Source organism: Paenibacillus sp. FSL R7-0204, from assembly GCF_038002225.1.
Classification (GTDB): domain Bacteria; phylum Bacillota; class Bacilli; order Paenibacillales; family Paenibacillaceae; genus Paenibacillus_AQ.
This window is the reverse complement of record NZ_JBBOCA010000001.1, coordinates 985,226-1,002,926: the sequence shown is the minus strand read 5'-3', so window position 1 is coordinate 1,002,926 and position 17,701 is coordinate 985,226. Positions and strand designations below refer to the sequence as shown.

Sequence of the window (17,701 nt, the reverse complement as noted above, 5' to 3'; positions counted from 1 at the left end):
CTACTCTATGCCGACTTCTGTGCCTTCTAAATTGAGGCTCAGCTTGTCGCCTGACGTCTCGTCCTCATCATCCAGTTCTCTCATCTCAATTTCCTGCTCGTCACCGCTAAGGATTTTGACATCCATACCGAGCGACTGCAGTTCCTTGATCAATACCTTGAATGATTCCGGAACACCCGGTTCTGGAACGTTTTCGCCTTTGACAATGGATTCGTACGTTTTCACACGGCCGACCACATCATCGGACTTCACAGTCAAAATTTCTTGCAGTGTATAAGCCGCACCATAAGCTTCGAGCGCCCATACTTCCATTTCCCCGAAACGCTGTCCGCCGAACTGAGCTTTACCGCCTAGTGGCTGTTGTGTAACTAGGGAGTAAGGACCTGTAGAACGGGCATGGATCTTATCATCAACCATGTGCGCCAGCTTGATCATATGCATGACACCGACTGTAACCTCACGTTCGAAGCGTTCACCTGTACGTCCGTCATACAGTATGGTCTTACCATTACGCTGCATACCGGCTTCTTCCATCGTATCGAACACATCATACTCACGAGCTCCGTCGAATACCGGAGTAGCTACGTGGATTCCTAGACGGAGTGCAGCCATACCAATATGGACTTCCAACACCTGTCCGATGTTCATACGGGAAGGAACGCCCAGCGGGTTCAGGACAACCTGTACCGGCGTGCCATCCGGAAGGAACGGCATGTCTTCCTCTGGCAGAATACGGGCAACGACACCCTTGTTACCGTGACGTCCAGCCATCTTATCACCTTCAGAAATCTTACGCTTCTGGGCAATGTAGACACGAACCAGTTGATTCACACCTGGAGGCAACTCATCGCCGTTCTCGCGAGTGAATACTTTTACGTCAACGACAATACCATCACTACCATGTGGAACGCGCAGAGAGGTATCACGAACTTCACGGGCTTTCTCACCGAAAATCGCATGCAGCAGGCGTTCCTCAGCAGTCAACTCAGTTACACCCTTCGGAGTAACCTTACCTACCAGAATATCACCGGCATTGATTTCCGCACCGATGCGGATAATTCCGCGCTCATCCAGGTTGCGAAGCGCCTCTTCACCGACGTTAGGAATATCACGTGTGATCTCTTCAGGTCCAAGCTTCGTATCACGGGCTTCGGATTCGTATTCCTCGATGTGGATCGAAGTGTATACATCTTCCTTCACCAGCTTCTCACTCAGCAGGATCGCATCCTCGTAGTTGTAGCCTTCCCAAGTCATGAACGCAACGACTACGTTGCGGCCAAGCGCAAGTTCGCCCATTTCTGTGGAAGGTCCATCTGCCAGGATGTCACCTTTTTTGACGATATCCCCACGTTTCGCCAGTGGACGCTGGTTAATACAGGTACCCTGGTTCGAACGCATGAATTTGTGTAATTTATATTTAACGATATCGCCTTTGACTTCCTTGCCCTCAACTGCCTCAACACGGCGCAGCCAGATTTCATTGGCAGAGGAGCGTTCGATAATACCGTCATATTTGGAGACAATACATACGCCGGAGTCTTTAGCAGACTTATGCTCCATCCCTGTCCCTACAAGCGGAGCCTTAGGAATAAGAAGCGGAACGGCCTGACGCTGCATGTTCGATCCCATCAGTGCGCGGTTGGAGTCATCGTTCTCAAGGAACGGAATGAGCGCCGTTGCGACGGATACGACCTGTTTTGGCGAAACGTCCATGTAGTCTACCCGATTGCTAGGCATGGTGGTGATGTTGTCTGAATCCTTGTTGTAACGAACGATAACCTGGTCTTCCTTGAAGGAGCCCTCTTCATCGATCAGTACATTTGCCTGTGCAACTACATAATTATCTTCTTCATCGGCAGTCAGATAATCAATTTGCTCAGTTACCTTGCCGGTCTTCGGATCTACCCAACGATACGGAGCTTCGATAAAGCCGTATTCATTGATGCGGGCGAAGGTGGACAAGGAGTTGATCAGACCGATATTCGGACCTTCCGGGGTCTCGATAGGACACATACGGCCATAGTGACTGTGGTGGACGTCGCGGACTTCAAAGCCTGCGCGTTCACGAGTCAGACCGCCGGGTCCGAGTGCAGACAGACGACGCTTATGTGTAAGCTCGGCAAGCGGGTTCGTCTGATCCATAAACTGGGACAGCTGCGAGCTGCCGAAGAACTCTTTGATGGACGCGATGACCGGACGGATGTTGATCAGCGCCTGCGGTGTAATCGCATTGGCATCTTGAATCGACATTCTCTCGCGGACTACGCGCTCCATACGGGATAGACCGATACGGAACTGATTCTGCAGAAGCTCACCTACAGAACGCAGACGACGGTTACCCAGGTGGTCAATATCATCCGTGTTGCCGATACCATGCAGCAAATTAATAAAGTAGCTGATTGAGGATATAATATCAGCCTGAGTAATATGCTTAACCGATTTATCAATGTTGCCATTGGCGATCAGTTTGATGATACGGCCTTCTTCGATTGGCGAGAATACGTCAATGGTCTGAAGCGGAATATCTTCGCTGTCCATCACTCCGCCGGTTACACGGTAGTTTTTAGCAGCCATACTCTTCTCAAAATAAGGAATCAGCTCATCAAGCAGGCGGCGGTCCACCATTTGGCCGGATTCTGCCAGGATTTCTCCGGTAGACTCGTCAACCAAAGGCTGTGCCAGACGCTGATTGAACAGACGATTCTTAATATGCAGCTTTTTATTGATTTTGTAACGGCCTACATTGGCCAAATCATAACGTTTCGGGTCAAAGAAACGTGCGACCAGTAAGCTCTTAGCATTATCAAGTGTTGGTGGTTCGCCCGGACGCAGACGCTCGTAGATTTCAATAAGCGCCTTCTCCGTGGAATCCGTGTTGTCTTTATCCAGCGTATTGCGAATATATTCATCATTGCCAAGCAGTTCCAGGATTTCAGCATCACTGCCGAAGCCCAGAGCACGCAAGAGGACTGTTACCGGGATCTTACGAGTCCGGTCGATACGGACATACATGATGTCCTTAGCGTCGGTCTCAAGCTCCAGCCAGGCTCCGCGATTCGGAATTACTGTGGCGGTGTAAGTTTTTTTGCCGTTCTTATCCACTTTTGTGCTGAAATAGACGCTTGGAGAGCGAACCAACTGGCTGACAATAACCCGTTCTGCACCATTGATAATAAAAGTGCCGGTTTCCGTCATCAGAGGGAAATCTCCCATGAACACTTCCTGCTCTTTAACCTCACCGGTCTCCTTATTGATGAGACGCACCTTCACACGCAGAGGAGCTGCATATGTTACGTCCCGCTCTTTAGCGTCGTCAACCGTATACTTCGGTTCACCCAGGCTGTAATCAATGAACTCTAGTACCAAATTCCCTGTGAAATCCTGGATCGGCGAGATGTCCTGGAACATTTCCCGCAATCCTTCCTCCAAAAACCAGTCATAAGATTTTTGTTGGATCTCGATCAGGTTCGGGACCTCGAGTACCTCGTTAATTCTCGCATAGCTCCGCCGAGTGCGTCGACCATACTGAACAAGATGTCCTGCCAACTTTACTCACCCCTCATGTCTACTCACTTAAAAATTGATTGCGAACCCTTGTTTGGACCCGTATAATGGAACCATATCACAAGGATTCGGCCATAAATACAGAAAAGCCCCTTATCGAAATCTTTCGAAAAAAGAGCACATCTATCCACGGCCAAAATACTCCTTATCCAGTAGATTTGCCCAAAACGTGCGTATTATACGTCACCAGGCTACAGTTCATGCGCTATTATCTATTGCCCCGGCGACCTTCGCCGTGACAGGAACATAGAGAACGGAATTCGCAAAAACCTGCCGTGCGGCATGCGCTTACCGGGCGACAATATATCACTTGACATTTCAGCAAACTAAAGACATGGAGCCTAGCTTAATACTGACATTTTATAATAATACCACTACGGACATCGCATGTCAATGAGTATTATTATTTATTTCTGAGCTTTTAAGATTCTATAGCCCTTGTCTTTCCCTACTTCTTCTACTACCGGGAACATACTCTCCAGCTTGGAAACCGCCGACGGCGCACCCTGCTTCTTCTGAATGACAACCCACAGACAACCGCCCTCATTCAAATGATCATACGCCTGTTCAAAAATCGCATGCACTACGGCCTTGCCGGCGCGAATCGGCGGGTTGGTTAGAATCACATCGAATGTCTGCCCCTGCACTGCCGATAGCACATCACTTTCCATCACCGTAACATTGCGGATTCCATTATGCTGCGCATTCTCGCGGGCAAGCTCTACCGCACGGCTGTTGATATCAACCATCGTCACATGTCCCTTAGAAGCGAGATGCGCCGCACTAATCCCTATAGGCCCGTAACCACAGCCCACGTCTAGTACCTTCGCATCCTCAGGAATTTCCATCCCCTCAATCAGAACACGACTGCCATGATCAATATCTCCTTTAGAAAAAACACCGGCGTCGCTTGTAAAGCGGAGGCGTTTGCCTCTCAGCTCCGTATCGATGCTCCGTCTGTCATGACGCGCTTCCGGCTGCTGCGAGTAATAATGCTGCGACATACCATCCTCCCTTTCACGTTGAACTACAAATACCCGCAAGGCTCCCTTATAGAGCAACCCCCTTGAACAAGTTCAAGGGGGTTGCGGGAACCGGAGAGAATCATTTCTGCTCCGGGGCAGTACCTATTGAATCAACTTATTTTACTTCTACAGCTGCGCCTGCTTCTTCCAATTTTGCTTTGGTAGCTTCGGCTTCTTCTTTGCTTACTTTTTCTTTGATTGCTTTTGGAGCGTTATCTACAACTTCTTTAGCTTCTTTCAAGCCAAGACCTGTGATTTCGCGAACGATTTTGATAACGTTGATTTTGGAAGCGCCAGCGCTTGTCAAAATTACGTCGAATTCGGACTGTTCAGCTTCAACAGCTGCTACAGCGCCGCCAGCTGCTACTGGAGCTGCTGCAGTTACGCCGAATTCTTCTTCGATTGCTTTTACCAGGTCGTTCAGTTCCAGTACGCTCATGCCTTTAATTTCTTCTAAGATTGTTTCTTTGCTCATGATTGAACCTCCATTATATTTGAATTGGTTTGTGGTCTTGATTATGAAGCCAGAAGCAAAGGCTTACGCGCTTTGTTCTTCTTTCTCAGCAACAGCTTTAACTGCAAGCGCGAAGTTGCGCATTGGAGCTTGAAGCACGCTAAGCAGCATGGAGAGCAAACCATCGCGGGATGGCAGTTCAGCCAGTGCTTTCAGTTGGTCCGCATCGATAACTTTACCTTCTACAACGCCGCCTTTCAGTTTCAAAGCGTCGTTCTTCTTAGCGAAGTCATTTAGAATCTTAGCTGCTACTACCGCATCAGTCTCGCTGAATGCGATCGCTGTAGGACCCGTCAGGACAGCGTCCAGATCAGTCAGCTCAGCTGCCACAGTTGCACGGCGAAGCAATGTGTTCTTCAGGACTTGAAACTCAACGCCAGCTTCACGAAGCTGCTTACGCAGTTCAGTCACTTGCGATACGTTCAATCCGCGGTAGTCTGCAACAACAGTGGAGACACTGTTCTGCAGTTTGCTAGTAACAACATCAACCGCATCCTGTTTTGCTTGGATTACTTTTGCATTTGCCAATTGTATACACCTCCTGAAAATTTATGTCACGGCGATTCTTCCGGAGAAACCGCGCCGTTCCTACGCAGGCATTAGAAAAGCCTCCGCAGATTCACGAAGGCTTGATAAAACGGAAAGTTAATCAGGCGAGCCTGGCACTTTTTGTTTCTATCACAACACCTCGGTAGGAAATTAAGCCCTACGGCACCTACTGTCTACGGTAAGCATATTCACATTTAAGATTGATCGCCTTAATGTTCACAACTGTTATAGATTATCAAAGATTACTCAAGGAGTCAACCTTTAATTATCTGAAAGCAGCTGCGTTCACACGAGCGCTAGGTCCCATTGTGGACGAAATAGCGATACCTTTAAGGTATACACCTTTGGCAGCAGCCGGTTTCGCACGGTTCAGAGCGTCCATAAGAGCTTTAAGGTTCTCGTTCAATTGTTCAGCGTTGAAAGACACTTTGCCGATTGGCGCGTGAATTTGGCCCGCTTTGTCGAGACGGTATTCGATCTTACCGGCTTTGATTTCTTGAACAGCCTTGGTAACGTCGAAAGTAACTGTACCTGCTTTAGGGTTAGGCATGAGACCTTTACCACCGAGCAGACGACCCAGTTTACCGACTTCACTCATCATATCAGGTGTAGCTACGCAGACGTCGAATTCGAACCAGCCCTGTTGAATCTTGTTGATCATGTCAGCATCACCAACAAAATCAGCGCCAGCAGCTTCCGCTTCCTTCGCTTTTTCACCTTTTGCAAATACAAGCACGCGTTGTGTTTTGCCTGTGCCGTGAGGCAGGACAACAACACCACGAACTGCCTGGTCTTGTTTACGCGGGTCTACACCCAGACGAACTGCTGCTTCAACGGTTTCGTCGAATTTGGCAGTTGCCGCCTTTTTCACAAGCTCTACAGCTTCTGAAGGCTCGTAAGTCGCTTCGCTGTTGATCAGCTTCGCGGATTCTTGGTACTTCTTACCATGTTTAGCCATGAAATGTTCCTCCTTTGTGGTATTAGCGGAAATTCCTCCCACATATTGCGGTCATGAATGACCGGTTCATCGAATACATATTAGTCTTCGATTGTGATTCCCATACTGCGGGCAGTACCTTCAACCATACGCATTGCAGCTTCAACAGATGCAGCGTTCAGATCGGGCATTTTGGTTTCAGCGATTTCACGAACCGCTGCGCGGCCCAGCTTCGCTACTTTTTTCTTGTTTGGTTCACCGGAGCCTTTTTCTACTTTTGCAGCGATGCGAAGCAGAACAGCAGCCGGAGGAGTTTTGGTGATGAAGGTAAACGAACGGTCTTCAAATACTGTAATTTCAACCGGGATGATCAGACCAGCCTGGTCGGCAGTACGAGCGTTGAATTCCTTACAGAATGCCATGATGTTGACACCCGCTTGACCTAACGCCGGACCTACTGGAGGCGCTGGATTCGCTTTCCCTGCAGGAATCTGCAGTTTCACCATTTTAATAACTTTTTTAGCCATGAGTGACACCTCCTTGCGTAAATAGTGGTATTCGAATGCTAAACAGCATTCTCCCACAAGAAACCCTTGTGCTTGTTATATCTTCTCCACTTGAGTGAAATCCAACTCCAGCGGGGTTTCCCGTCCAAACATGTTGACATGTACCTTGATCTTGCTTTTGTCTGCCAAAATCTCTTCCACGGAGCCCACAAAATTCGCAAACGGACCGACCATAATACGCACGGATTCCTTAATTTCGAAATCAATCTTCGCTTTAGGTTCAACCATGCCCATATGCTTCAGAATCTGTTCAACCTCTTCGGGTAGCAGAGCGGTAGGCTTAGAGCCCGAACCAGTTGAACCGACAAATCCGGTAACGCCCGGCGTATTGCGGACAACATACCAAGAATCATCAGTCTGAACCATTTCGACCAAAACGTAACCAGGGTAAACTTTGCGCATGACAGTTTTTTTCTTGCCATCCTTGTTTACCAGTTCTTCTTCCATAGGAACAAGAACGCGGAATATTTTGTCTTCCATGCCCATGGACTCAACGCGTTTTTCCAAATTGGCCTTGACCTTATTCTCATACCCGGAATAGGTATGAACAACGTACCATCTTTTTTCCATATCAAGCCACCTGGGACCTCTCTAAATAATCGCTTCAATCACAGCGGAAATACCGATGTCCAGAACCCAGAAGTAAAGAGAAATAACTACAATTGTACCAAGAACGATCAATGTATAGTTTTTCAATTCTTTACGGCTAGGCCAGCGAACCTTTTTGAGTTCACTCCAGCTCTCAGTGAAAAAGGAAAACAAAGACTTGAAACTACGTTTCACGCCGACTACACCTCCAAAAGACTATCTGGTTTCGCGATGAGGAGTTTGCTCGTTACAGAACTTGCAAAATTTCTTCATCTCCAAGCGGTCGGGGTGATTTCGCTTGTTTTTGGTTGTTGCATAGTTTCTTTGTTTGCAACTTGTACAAGCCAAAGTGATAATTACCCGCATGATGTGCACCTCCCGAAGACGTACTTCTAATCATCAAATTAGAAGACGTAGATATTGATTCAAAAAAAAGCCGCGAATTTAGGCCTACCTAAAACACTTTAGCATAATATCAATGTCTGTGTCAACGAAAGTTTCCCCCATCGCACTGGGTAATTCCGGGTGCTGTAGCCTTATGCCATAAGTCATCTTTGATCCTGCTTCTTCCTGTGCGCCAGCTGTCTTCCATAATCATTATGCTGCAATTCGCTTGTGTATAAACCTGCCATCCACCAACGCTTCACCTATCGCAAATTCACCTTATCCAAATCTAGCGGACACTAAAAAAAGACTCGAGTCCCGAGCCTTCCTAGTCATTATATCATTAATTGTCACGCACTTCCAGATATCTTTCCAATTTACGTTTCACTCGCTGCAAAGCATTGTCAATGGACTTCACATGCCGCTTCAAATCCTCGGCAATCTCCTGATAGGAACGTCCGTCCAGATAGAGCATCAGAACCTTCCGTTCCAGATCACTCAGAATCTCGGCCATCTTATCTTCCAGTCCGATGAACTCCTCCTGGTTGATAATCAGCTCTTCCGGGTCCAGCACCTGACTTCCGCATATCACATCCATCAATGTCCGGTCGGAGTCCTCATCATAGATGGGCTTGTCTAACGAGACATATGAATTAAGCGGAATATGCTTCTGGCGGGTAGCGGTCTTAATGGCGGTTATAATCTGACGGGTGATGCACAGCTCGGCAAAGGCTTTGAATGATGACAGCTTGTCACCCTTGAAGTCACGGATGGCCTTGTATAAGCCAATCATTCCTTCCTGCACAATATCTTCACGATCTGCCCCGATCAAAAAATAGGAACGAGCCTTGGCACGCACAAAATTACGGTACTTGTTAATTAAATGCTCCAATGCGCCACTGTCGCCACCACGGAAGATCTCGACAATTTCTTCATCACTTATGAAATCATACTCGGACAGCATTAATTCCTTGAGGTCGACACTCACCAAGAATCCCCCCGGCTGCAACGCAAGACACATCGTTACTTCTCGAAATATAGGAACAGTATATATTATGTTACCTTACACCGTCAACCGGATTTGTCCAAAAACAATCTTCAATAACATATTATGTCATTTTCTTGTATGAGGCAACTGCTATTCCTGTCCTACTGTCTGCGCCAGTCCTCCAGCCGTTTACGCGTCTCCGGCGGCAGCTTGTCTTCCAGCGAGTGACGGGTCCCGCTCACGCTTCCCGGCTCGATGGCCTTCTTCACCTGCTTCTGGTTCTCCTCAATCTCAAGCCTCAGTTCCCTGGCCGAAATCCGGAGTGCGCCCTGGGCAAAAACGACATGCTGCTCCACAAAATCACTGGTGGCTACCGAGATCTGTCTGCGGCGGTGCGTGAATTCCCCAACGAGCCGTTCAATGCATTCATCTGCCGTTTCCTTCTCCTTGGTGAAGAAGACCTGGATCTTCCCTTGTTCAAACGACCTTCCCAGTCCCGGCACACGGTAGGCATCGAATACAGCAATGACGCGCAGCCCGGAGAATGCCTGATAATCGGCCAGCATATCGAGCAGCCGGTCGCGTGCCCCCTGCATACCGGTCTGCGACAATGCCGCAAGCTCCGGCCAGCCGCCGATCATATTGTATCCGTCCACGAGCAGGATATCGCGCCAGTCTGCCATAGTTATCCCTGTTCTTGGCGGCGGCGGAGTACCTCGTACATGATTACACCCGCTGCCACCGATGCATTTAAAGAGTTGATTCTTCCCGCCATCGGCAGCTTAAGCAGCACATCGCATTTCTCACGGATCAGGCGGCCCATCCCTTTATTCTCATTGCCGATCACCACGGCTACCGGTCCGGTGACAATATCCGATCCGAACAAATTCTGATCGGTATCCACATCCGTGCCGACTACCCAGACTCCCAGCTCCTTCAGCCGGTCAATGGTCTGTCCTAGATTCGTCACGCGGGCCACGGGCACATATTCAACTGCACCAGCCGAGGTCTTGGATACGGTGGCAGTAATCTGCGCGGAGCGGCGCTTCGGCACAATGACTCCGTGCACACCTGTGCAGTCAGCCGTACGCAGGATAGACCCGAGGTTATGCGGATCTTCAATTTCGTCCAGCAGGAGCAGAAACGGCGGTTCTCCCTTGGCTTCAGCAATTGCCAGAATATCAGCAACCTCCGTGTAGGCAAAAGGCGCCGCCTGCGCCACCACTCCCTGGTGCTGAACGCCCGGTGCGAGCTGATCCAGCTTGCGCTTGTCCACATGCTGAATGACAATGCCCGCCTTGCGCGCTTCCGCAACGATAGGTGCGGTCAGGTGCTTTTGTGCAGTTTCGGCGATCCATATTTTGTTGAGTGTACGTCCCGCTCTAAGGGCTTCAAGCACCGAATGCTTGCCTGCCAGTATTTCCTCTTCAGTTCTCAATTCTTCCATTGTTTTATCTCCTGTTCTGTATACTCACTTGGGGCGGTGCATCATATATTCGATACTGCTGTGAACAAGCTCCTGGATTCTTGCCTGCTGTCCTGTGTAATATAAATAACCGATCATGCATTCAAAAGCAGTGGCGTGGCGGTATTCCAGCACATCCGCATTTTTGGGAATGCTGCCGGATTTGGCGTTGCGTCCCCGTCTGACCACATCCTTCTCATCCTCAGTGAGTACCGGGTCCAGAAAAGCAAGAATGGTGCTCTGCGCCCTGGCGGAGACCAGCCCGGTAGCCGAGCGGTGCAGATGCTGGGGGCGCAGATTGGGCAGCGAGATCAGATACTGCCGGACTGCTACTTCGTAGATGGCATCACCTGCATAAGCAAGAACAATAGGCGGCAGCAGATGGGCCGGCTTGGAGGGTTCATACGGAAACCAGGCGCGGTTCAGATCAAACAGCCCGTTCATTTACGCCGCCACCGCATTCCCTGTGGAGTATCTTCCAGCAGAATCCCCAGCGCATTCAGCTCATCGCGGATTTCATCCGACCGGCTCCAGTTCTTGTTCTTTCGAGCTTCCGCACGCTCCGCAATCAGACGTTCCACCTCTTCGCTTGCCACTTCTTCCTCAGCTTCTACCGTGAGGCGAAGCACAGCATTCATCTCGGCAAAAGCCTTAAGCAATACGGCGAAGTCAGCCGGATTCGTCTCATGATCAGCAAGCGTAAGGTTCGCCAGGCTCACCCAGTCGAACACCGCCGTAATAGCATCCGGTGTATTGAAATCATCCTGCATCCGGGCATGGAAGTTGCTAAGGACAGCGGACAGCCGCTCCGTAACCTGCAGACTTGCCTCATTCTCTGCCCCCTCCGCCGCCAGTTCAAGGCGGTGCTTCACATTGCTTTCTGCCAGAGCGATCCGCTCTACGCTTTTCTCAGCAGACAGCAGTGCTTCCTCTGTGAAGTTCAGCGGATTACGGTAATGGCTGGATAGCATAAAGTAACGGATAGCCCCCTGCTTGAAGCGCGCACGGATATCCTTCACGAGTAGACCGTTCCCGAGCGACTTTGACATCTTCTCATCGCCGATATTCAGAAAAGCATTATGCATCCAGTAATTCGACAGCGGTTCACCCGTCAGCGCTTCAGTCTGGGCACATTCGCATTCATGATGCGGGAATTTCAGATCCTCCCCGCCGCCGTGAATGTCGATCGTCGTCCCCAAATATTCGCGCACCATCGCCGAGCATTCAATATGCCAGCCGGGACGGCCCTCTCCCCATGGACTGGACCAGTGTACTTCGCCCGGCTTGGCTGCCTTCCAGAGTACAAAATCCTCCTGGTTCTCCTTGCGCGAATCCACCTCGACACGGATACCGAAGCGCAGCTCCTCCAGATTCTGGCGGGACAGCTTGCCGTAATCGGCAAATTTGCCGGTACGGTAATACACATCTCCACCGTTCTCATACGCATAGCCTTTATCTTCAAGCTCCTTAATGAACTCGATAATCGTGTCCATGCTCTCCGTAACGCGCGGATTCATCGTCGCCGGCTTCACGCCCAGCCCCGCCAGATCCTCCTGGTAGGCGGCAATGAACATTTCGGCAACCTCGGCTACGGTGATGTTCAGCTCCTCTGCCTTGCGGATCATTTTATCATCCACATCGGTGAAATTTGTCAGATAGCGGACCTCATTCCCAAGCGTCTCCAGGTAGTTGCGCACCATGTCAAAAACAATGACCGGTCTTGCATTCCCGATATGCATATAGCCGTAGACCGTGGGTCCGCAGACGTACATCTTCACCTTATCCGTCTCCTGCGGTACAAATTCTTCCTTCGTGCGCGTCATTGTATTGTAAATGTGCAAAGCCATTCTTGTCCCAACCCTTTCTATTGTCCCCGGATTCCTGAAATGCCGGTGCTCTTAAATTTCGTAATCGCCGATATATTGCTGGCTTTCGAGCCGCCGCTGTTCCTTCTTCGACTTATCTTCAGCACCCATCTGTTCTCTTAGCTCCTCGATTTCCTTCTGCAGGAATTTGAGGGAATCAATCAGCGGGTCTGGCATCTTGGTATGATCCAGCCGGTCGGATACACGTTCCCCGTTACGCTTGACCACACGCCCGGGGTTGCCGACTACCGTACTGTTGTTAGGCACTTCACGCAGCACAACTGCGTTAGAGCCGATATTAGAATTATCGCCGATTCGGAAGGAACCCAGTACTTTGGCACCAGAGCCGATGACTACATTGTTGCCGACGGTAGGGTGACGCTTGCCCTTCTCTTTACCGGTTCCCCCAAGTGTAACGCCCTGATAGATAATGACATCATCGCCAATCTCACAGGTCTCACCAATGACAATACCCATTCCGTGGTCAATAAACAACCGGCTGCCGATAACCGCGCCCGGATGAATCTCCACTCCCGTCATGAACCGGCTGATCTGCGAGACCATGCGTGCCAAGGTAAACCAGCGGCGTTTGTAAAAAGAGTGGGCCATCCGGTGTGCCCATATCGCGTGAAGCCCGGCGTAGGTGAAAACGACCTCGAACCTGCTGCGGGCGGCGGGATCATTGTCGAATACTGCCCGAATGTCCGACTTGATATGCTTAAACATCGCGGTCCCCTCTTCTTTGAGCTGCTATATTTCAAGTGGAAACGGCTTTGCTGTCCTTTTAAAGGACAGTACCGTTTCAGAGAGAAATAGAAGGATAATGGATAGCGTGAAACCTATTCATTCTTATATTTCAACAAAAAACGCCCCTGCAGCATAATAGCTGCAGAGACGTTTAACCGCGGTCCCACTCTGCTTGAACATTCGTATACGTCAGAGCTGTTAAACTTCGCAGCCCCTATATCCGGTGTTCCTCTTGGTGTCTGTAACGGCGACAGCCCGGCACAGTCTACAGCCCCGCACAGGGACGTTCAACCATGCAGCTCACAGGTGCATCTTCAGCGGCAGACAAATGAATAACTCCCAGCCTTCAAGGGCATTCGCCCTTAAGCGGTTATTCTCTCTGGTAATTGCCCTTATACGCCTACTTTTCCTGATCCCAGCTATTCGTATATTCTTCTATCTTAGCGAAAAGACGCAGACCTGACAAGGGTCTTCTCCCCCTTGTATGTCCCTGCCCTAAGCGCCTTTGATTTGTGATTTCAGGCGTTCGATCACCCGGCTGCGGCCGAGCAGCGCAATCGTTGCATTCAAGTCACGACCATGCATCTGTCCCGTAAGAGCGACACGAATCGGCATAAACAGCGCTTTGCCTTTGTGTCCGGTCTCCTTCTGCACTTCCTTGATCAGAACAGCCATATGGGGAGCGCTGAAGTCTTCGGCAGCCTCCACCTTGGCCAGAAACGCAGACAGCACTTCAGGAACCTGGGCTTCGGCAAGCACCCCTGCCGCTTCGGTCTCCAGCTCCAGATGGCTGCGGAAGAACAGCTCAGAGAGCGCGACAATATCCGATGCGGCGGTCATTTGCTCCTGGTACAGCGCAACCAAGCTCTCTGCCCAGCTATGCTGCTCCTCACTGAGTACCTCAGGCAGACGGCCCGCCTTCTGCAAATGAGGAATGGCTAGTGCCGCAATCCGCTCAGGATCGGCATGCTTGATATAGTGATTGTTCAGATGCGCCAGCTTGTTCGTATCGAACACTGCCGGGCTTTTCGACAAGCGGTCTGCCGTAAAGATCGAGATCAGCTCTTCCTTGGTGAAGATCTCCTCTTCTCCCTCAGGCGACCAGCCCAGCAGGGTAATGAAGTTGAACAGAGCTTCCGGCAGGTAGCCCAGCTGATCGTACTGTTCAATAAACTGAATGATCGATTCATTCCGTTTACTCAGCTTCTTATGGTCATCGCCGACAATCAGCGTCATATGGCCAAAGAGCGGAGCTTCCCAGCCCAGTGCCTCATATATCATGAGCTGGCGCGGGGTATTGGAGATATGATCTTCTCCGCGCAGCACATGGGAGATAGCCATCAGATGGTCGTCCACCGCTACGGCGAAGTTATAGGTTGGAATACCATCCTTCTTCACGATGACGAAGTCGCCCATTTCTTTGCTATTGAACGAAATACTGCCTTTTACGATATCATTGAAGGTATAAGTGCGGTCTTCCGGAACCAGGAAACGGATGCTGGCCACACGGCCCTCCGCCTCAAAGGCCAGGCGCTGCTCCTCGGTCAGATTACGGTGTTTGCCGGAATAACGCGGGGTTTCGCCTCGTGCCGTCTGCTCCTCGCGTTCGGCCTCCAGCTCTTCCTCCGTGCAATAGCAGCGGTAAGCCAGGCCCCGGTCCAGCATATCCTGCCAGTATACACGGTATAGATCCAGACGCTCAGTCTGGCGGTAAGGCCCGTATTCGCCCCCTACATCCACACTTTCATCCCAATCGATTCCCAGCCACTTCAAATACTTCAGCTGGCTCTCTTCACCTTCTGCAATGTTGCGCTTAAGATCCGTATCTTCAATCCGGATAATGAATTTGCCGCCCAGATTGCGGGCGAACAGATAGTTAAACAAGGCTGTTCTGGCATTTCCGATATGTAAATGTCCCGTAGGGCTCGGTGCGTAACGCACCCGAACTTGATCCGCCATGGGTTTCCCTCCGCTTCATATTGGTTAAAATTAGGCCTTTACTTGCGCTAAAGCCATCTCACGATGATATCACATCTTGCAGCAGACAGACAATAGATTGGGCGGCAATTCCCTCTCCGCGCCCTGCGAAGCCCAACTGCTCAGTCGTTGTTGCTTTCACATTCACCTTCGCTACATCAGCGCCCAGCGTGCGGGCAATAATCTCCGTCATCTGCGGAATATAAGGTGCCATCTTCGGTTTTTGCGCTATGATGGTTGAATCGATATTCCCCAGCCGGTATCCGCGCTCACGCGCTAGTGCCCATACCTGCTCCAGCAGCTTCAGGCTGTCTGCATCCTTGAAGGCCGGATCGGTATCGGGAAAATGTCTGCCGATATCCCCAAGGCCCAGCGCTCCCAGTATAGCGTCGCTTACAGCATGCAGCAGCACATCCGCATCGGAATGCCCCAGCAGCCCCTTCTCATAAGGAATCGTAACTCCGCCGATAATACACGGCCTTCCCTCGACCAGCTGGTGTACATCAAATCCTTGTCCTACAGCAATCATCTGTGTTCCTCTCCCCTGCTTCTTACTGTGAATTCAGCGAAATCCAGGTCCTCCGGCGTCGTGATCTTAATATTCATATAGCTTCCTTCTACAACTGACACGGTAATCCCGCTGCGTTCCGCCAGACTGGAATCATCAGTCCCGAGAAAACCGTCCCGCTCTGCCTCCTCATAGGCGGACAGCAGATCGGACAAACGAAAAGTCTGCGGGGTCTGAATCGCCCACAGACTTCGCCGGTCCGGCGTTGACAGCACCTTGCCTTCACTGTCTACCTGCTTAATCGTATCCTTAACCGGGACTGCAAGCACCGATGCTCCGGCGGACTGCGCCCGCTCGTAGCAAGCTTCTATCTCGCTGTCCTGTACGAACGGCCTTACCCCGTCATGAACCATGACCCAATGGGTCTTAAGTTCATCCAGTCCGCGGCGTACCGAGTGCTGGCGCTCCGTTCCCCCGGGAATGACCGCAGCCACCTTATCCAGCTTGAAGGCTTGTACCCACTGCTTACAGCGCTGCACATCCTCTTCCCCGGTGACAAGCACAATCTCGGAGATCAGCTTATGCCGCTGGAATACCTCCAGGGTATGCACGATAATCGGCTTGCCCTGCAGCAGCAAATATTGCTTGCTCTCTGCCGTTCCCATCCGGGTTCCTCTGCCTGCCGCTACGATAACGACGCCAACACTGTTTGACATGCTTTCGGCTCCTGTCTTTCTTTCACGTATACTCCCATCATAACGTGTTTGGCTGGCATTTCCAAGCCCGAAAGGGTGCTGCCGGAAGCCACGGCTGAACTTATTGTGCTTTTTCCAGAAGCTTCGGTTTGGCAAAAATCATCCGTCCTGCCGATGTCTGCAGCACGCTCGTCACCAGAACCTCCATTGTAGTGCCGATATAATCCCGGCCGCCCTCCACCACAATCATCGTGCCATCGTCCAGATAGGCTACGCCTTGTCCATGTTCTTTGCCGTCCTTAATGACCTGAACAATGATCTCTTCGCCCGGCAGAACCACCGGCTTCACTGCATTTGCCAAGTCATTAATATTCAGCACCGACACACCCTGGAGCTCACATACCTTGTTAAGGTTGAAGTCGTTGGTGACGACCTTGCCGTGCAGTACTTTCGCCAGCTTGACCAGCTTGCTGTCCACTTCCGAGATCTCCTCGAAATCCCCTTCATAGATCAGCACCTTAACGTCCAGTTCTTTCTGAATCTTATTCAGAATATCAAGCCCTCTGCGTCCGCGGTTACGCTTCAGCAAATCCGATGAATCCGCAATATGCTGCAGCTCCTCCAGTACGAACTCAGGAATAACAATCGTACCTTCGATGAAGCCCGTTTTACAGATGTCAGCAATCCGCCCGTCAATAATCACGCTGGTATCGAGGATTTTATGCTCCTGAGTTCCACGCTCCTCAGGTTCAGCAGCGCGTGCCCAGCGTCCGGTGTTCCAGAGCGAAGCCAGCTCCTCCTTCTTTTCCAGCCCGATCCGCAGGCCCATATAGCCCAGAGCAAGCGTAGCAGCTACCTGCAGCAGCTCCCCTGCTTTGCCCAGCCAGGACATAGCGGGATACAGCAGCAGAGACAGCAGCAGACCTCCCGTAAGCCCTGCTGCGCCTGCAGCAAGCTCATTCATCGGGATACGCGAGCAATACGCAACCATCTCCCGCAGCTTTGAACTTGCCCATTCCGCGCATAAAGTCCCCGCAATCAGAAAAATAATGGCACCCAGCACCGCAAACAAAATACTTCCTTCCATAGGCAAGCTATTCTCCAGTTTCCCAAGGCCTACCGGGAACCCTCTCTCTGCCGCGTGATATAGCGAATAACCGGACCAGGCTCCACAACACCCGGCAAGTATCAAAACAGACTTTTTCCACATAACCTCGCACCTCCTTTTATTCATCCATCAATCCTCTATACCTCACCAGTATGTTCCAATTTTTAGGACAATAATCCGGGGGAGCGTTATTTTTTCTGCAAGCCCCGAATTTCGTCCGG

The 17,701-nt window shown here is 50.6% G+C and carries 19 protein-coding genes and 1 other annotated feature; all 19 genes read right to left on the bottom strand.

The features are described from left to right. The gene (gene rpoB, locus MKX42_RS04450; protein ID WP_036692364.1) at window positions 1-3,546 is read right to left on the bottom strand and encodes a DNA-directed RNA polymerase subunit beta; all 3,546 of its coding nucleotides are present in this window, start codon (window positions 3,544-3,546) and stop codon (window positions 1-3) included. Window positions 3,547-3,971: 425 nt separating this feature from the next. Next, entirely contained in the window at window positions 3,972-4,568 is a 597-nt protein-coding gene (locus tag MKX42_RS04445; RefSeq protein ID WP_340751499.1) for a class I SAM-dependent methyltransferase, read from the bottom strand. A gap of 136 nt (window positions 4,569-4,704) precedes the next feature. Beyond that, on the bottom strand, window positions 4,705-5,064 hold the full coding sequence (gene rplL / locus MKX42_RS04440) for a 50S ribosomal protein L7/L12 (RefSeq protein WP_036721862.1): 360 nt from the start codon (window positions 5,062-5,064) through the stop codon (window positions 4,705-4,707). 63 nt (window positions 5,065-5,127) lie between these two features. Beyond that, window positions 5,128-5,631, bottom strand: coding sequence for a 50S ribosomal protein L10 (gene rplJ / locus MKX42_RS04435; RefSeq protein ID WP_340751498.1), 504 nt, complete (start codon window positions 5,629-5,631; stop codon window positions 5,128-5,130). Between the two features lie 64 nt (window positions 5,632-5,695). After that, window positions 5,696-5,849 (bottom strand) — a sequence feature (ribosomal protein L10 leader region). Window positions 5,850-5,917: 68 nt separating this feature from the next. Next, window positions 5,918-6,610, bottom strand: a complete 693-nt coding sequence (rplA, locus tag MKX42_RS04430) for a 50S ribosomal protein L1 (RefSeq protein WP_036692357.1) — start codon at window positions 6,608-6,610, stop codon at window positions 5,918-5,920. Window positions 6,611-6,690: 80 nt separating this feature from the next. Beyond that, window positions 6,691-7,116 (bottom strand): 50S ribosomal protein L11, encoded by a 426-nt coding sequence (gene rplK, locus MKX42_RS04425; protein ID WP_019908208.1) that lies wholly within the window; start codon window positions 7,114-7,116, stop codon window positions 6,691-6,693. 75 nt (window positions 7,117-7,191) lie between these two features. Then, on the bottom strand, window positions 7,192-7,725 hold the full coding sequence (gene nusG / locus MKX42_RS04420) for a transcription termination/antitermination protein NusG (RefSeq protein WP_020427084.1): 534 nt from the start codon (window positions 7,723-7,725) through the stop codon (window positions 7,192-7,194). A 21-nt stretch (window positions 7,726-7,746) separates the two neighbouring features. Next, window positions 7,747-7,938, bottom strand: coding sequence for a preprotein translocase subunit SecE (gene secE / locus MKX42_RS04415; RefSeq protein WP_036692354.1), 192 nt, complete (start codon window positions 7,936-7,938; stop codon window positions 7,747-7,749). A 21-nt stretch (window positions 7,939-7,959) separates the two neighbouring features. Beyond that, entirely contained in the window at window positions 7,960-8,109 is a 150-nt protein-coding gene (rpmG, locus tag MKX42_RS04410) for a 50S ribosomal protein L33 (protein WP_074086515.1), read from the bottom strand. Between the two features lie 361 nt (window positions 8,110-8,470). Next, a complete protein-coding gene (sigH, locus tag MKX42_RS04405; protein WP_036692348.1) occupies window positions 8,471-9,115 on the bottom strand; it encodes an RNA polymerase sporulation sigma factor SigH in 645 nt (214 codons plus the stop codon). A gap of 161 nt (window positions 9,116-9,276) precedes the next feature. Then, entirely contained in the window at window positions 9,277-9,798 is a 522-nt protein-coding gene (locus MKX42_RS04400) for an NYN domain-containing protein (protein ID WP_036692346.1), read from the bottom strand. 2 nt (window positions 9,799-9,800) lie between these two features. Further along, a complete protein-coding gene (gene rlmB, locus MKX42_RS04395; RefSeq protein ID WP_076081731.1) occupies window positions 9,801-10,562 on the bottom strand; it encodes a 23S rRNA (guanosine(2251)-2'-O)-methyltransferase RlmB in 762 nt (253 codons plus the stop codon). A 24-nt stretch (window positions 10,563-10,586) separates the two neighbouring features. Continuing rightward, the gene (locus MKX42_RS04390) at window positions 10,587-11,024 is read right to left on the bottom strand and encodes a Mini-ribonuclease 3 (RefSeq protein WP_340751497.1); all 438 of its coding nucleotides are present in this window, start codon (window positions 11,022-11,024) and stop codon (window positions 10,587-10,589) included. Continuing rightward, a complete protein-coding gene (cysS, locus tag MKX42_RS04385; RefSeq protein WP_340751496.1) occupies window positions 11,021-12,427 on the bottom strand; it encodes a cysteine--tRNA ligase in 1,407 nt (468 codons plus the stop codon). The genes MKX42_RS04390 and cysS overlap by 4 nt, the downstream gene beginning before the upstream one ends. A 51-nt stretch (window positions 12,428-12,478) precedes the next feature. Next, on the bottom strand, window positions 12,479-13,171 hold the full coding sequence (cysE, locus tag MKX42_RS04380; RefSeq protein WP_340751495.1) for a serine O-acetyltransferase: 693 nt from the start codon (window positions 13,169-13,171) through the stop codon (window positions 12,479-12,481). Window positions 13,172-13,687: 516 nt separating this feature from the next. After that, complete coding sequence (gene gltX, locus MKX42_RS04375) at window positions 13,688-15,151, bottom strand: glutamate--tRNA ligase (RefSeq protein WP_340751494.1); 1,464 nt, start codon at window positions 15,149-15,151, stop codon at window positions 13,688-13,690. A 58-nt stretch (window positions 15,152-15,209) separates the two neighbouring features. Further along, window positions 15,210-15,698 (bottom strand): 2-C-methyl-D-erythritol 2,4-cyclodiphosphate synthase, encoded by a 489-nt coding sequence (gene ispF / locus MKX42_RS04370; RefSeq protein ID WP_340751493.1) that lies wholly within the window; start codon window positions 15,696-15,698, stop codon window positions 15,210-15,212. Then, complete coding sequence (ispD, locus tag MKX42_RS04365) at window positions 15,695-16,393, bottom strand: 2-C-methyl-D-erythritol 4-phosphate cytidylyltransferase (protein ID WP_076081727.1); 699 nt, start codon at window positions 16,391-16,393, stop codon at window positions 15,695-15,697. The genes ispF and ispD overlap by 4 nt, the downstream gene beginning before the upstream one ends. A 100-nt stretch (window positions 16,394-16,493) precedes the next feature. Continuing rightward, window positions 16,494-17,582, bottom strand: coding sequence for a PIN/TRAM domain-containing protein (locus tag MKX42_RS04360; protein WP_340751492.1), 1,089 nt, complete (start codon window positions 17,580-17,582; stop codon window positions 16,494-16,496). Window positions 17,583-17,701 lie beyond the last annotated feature (119 nt).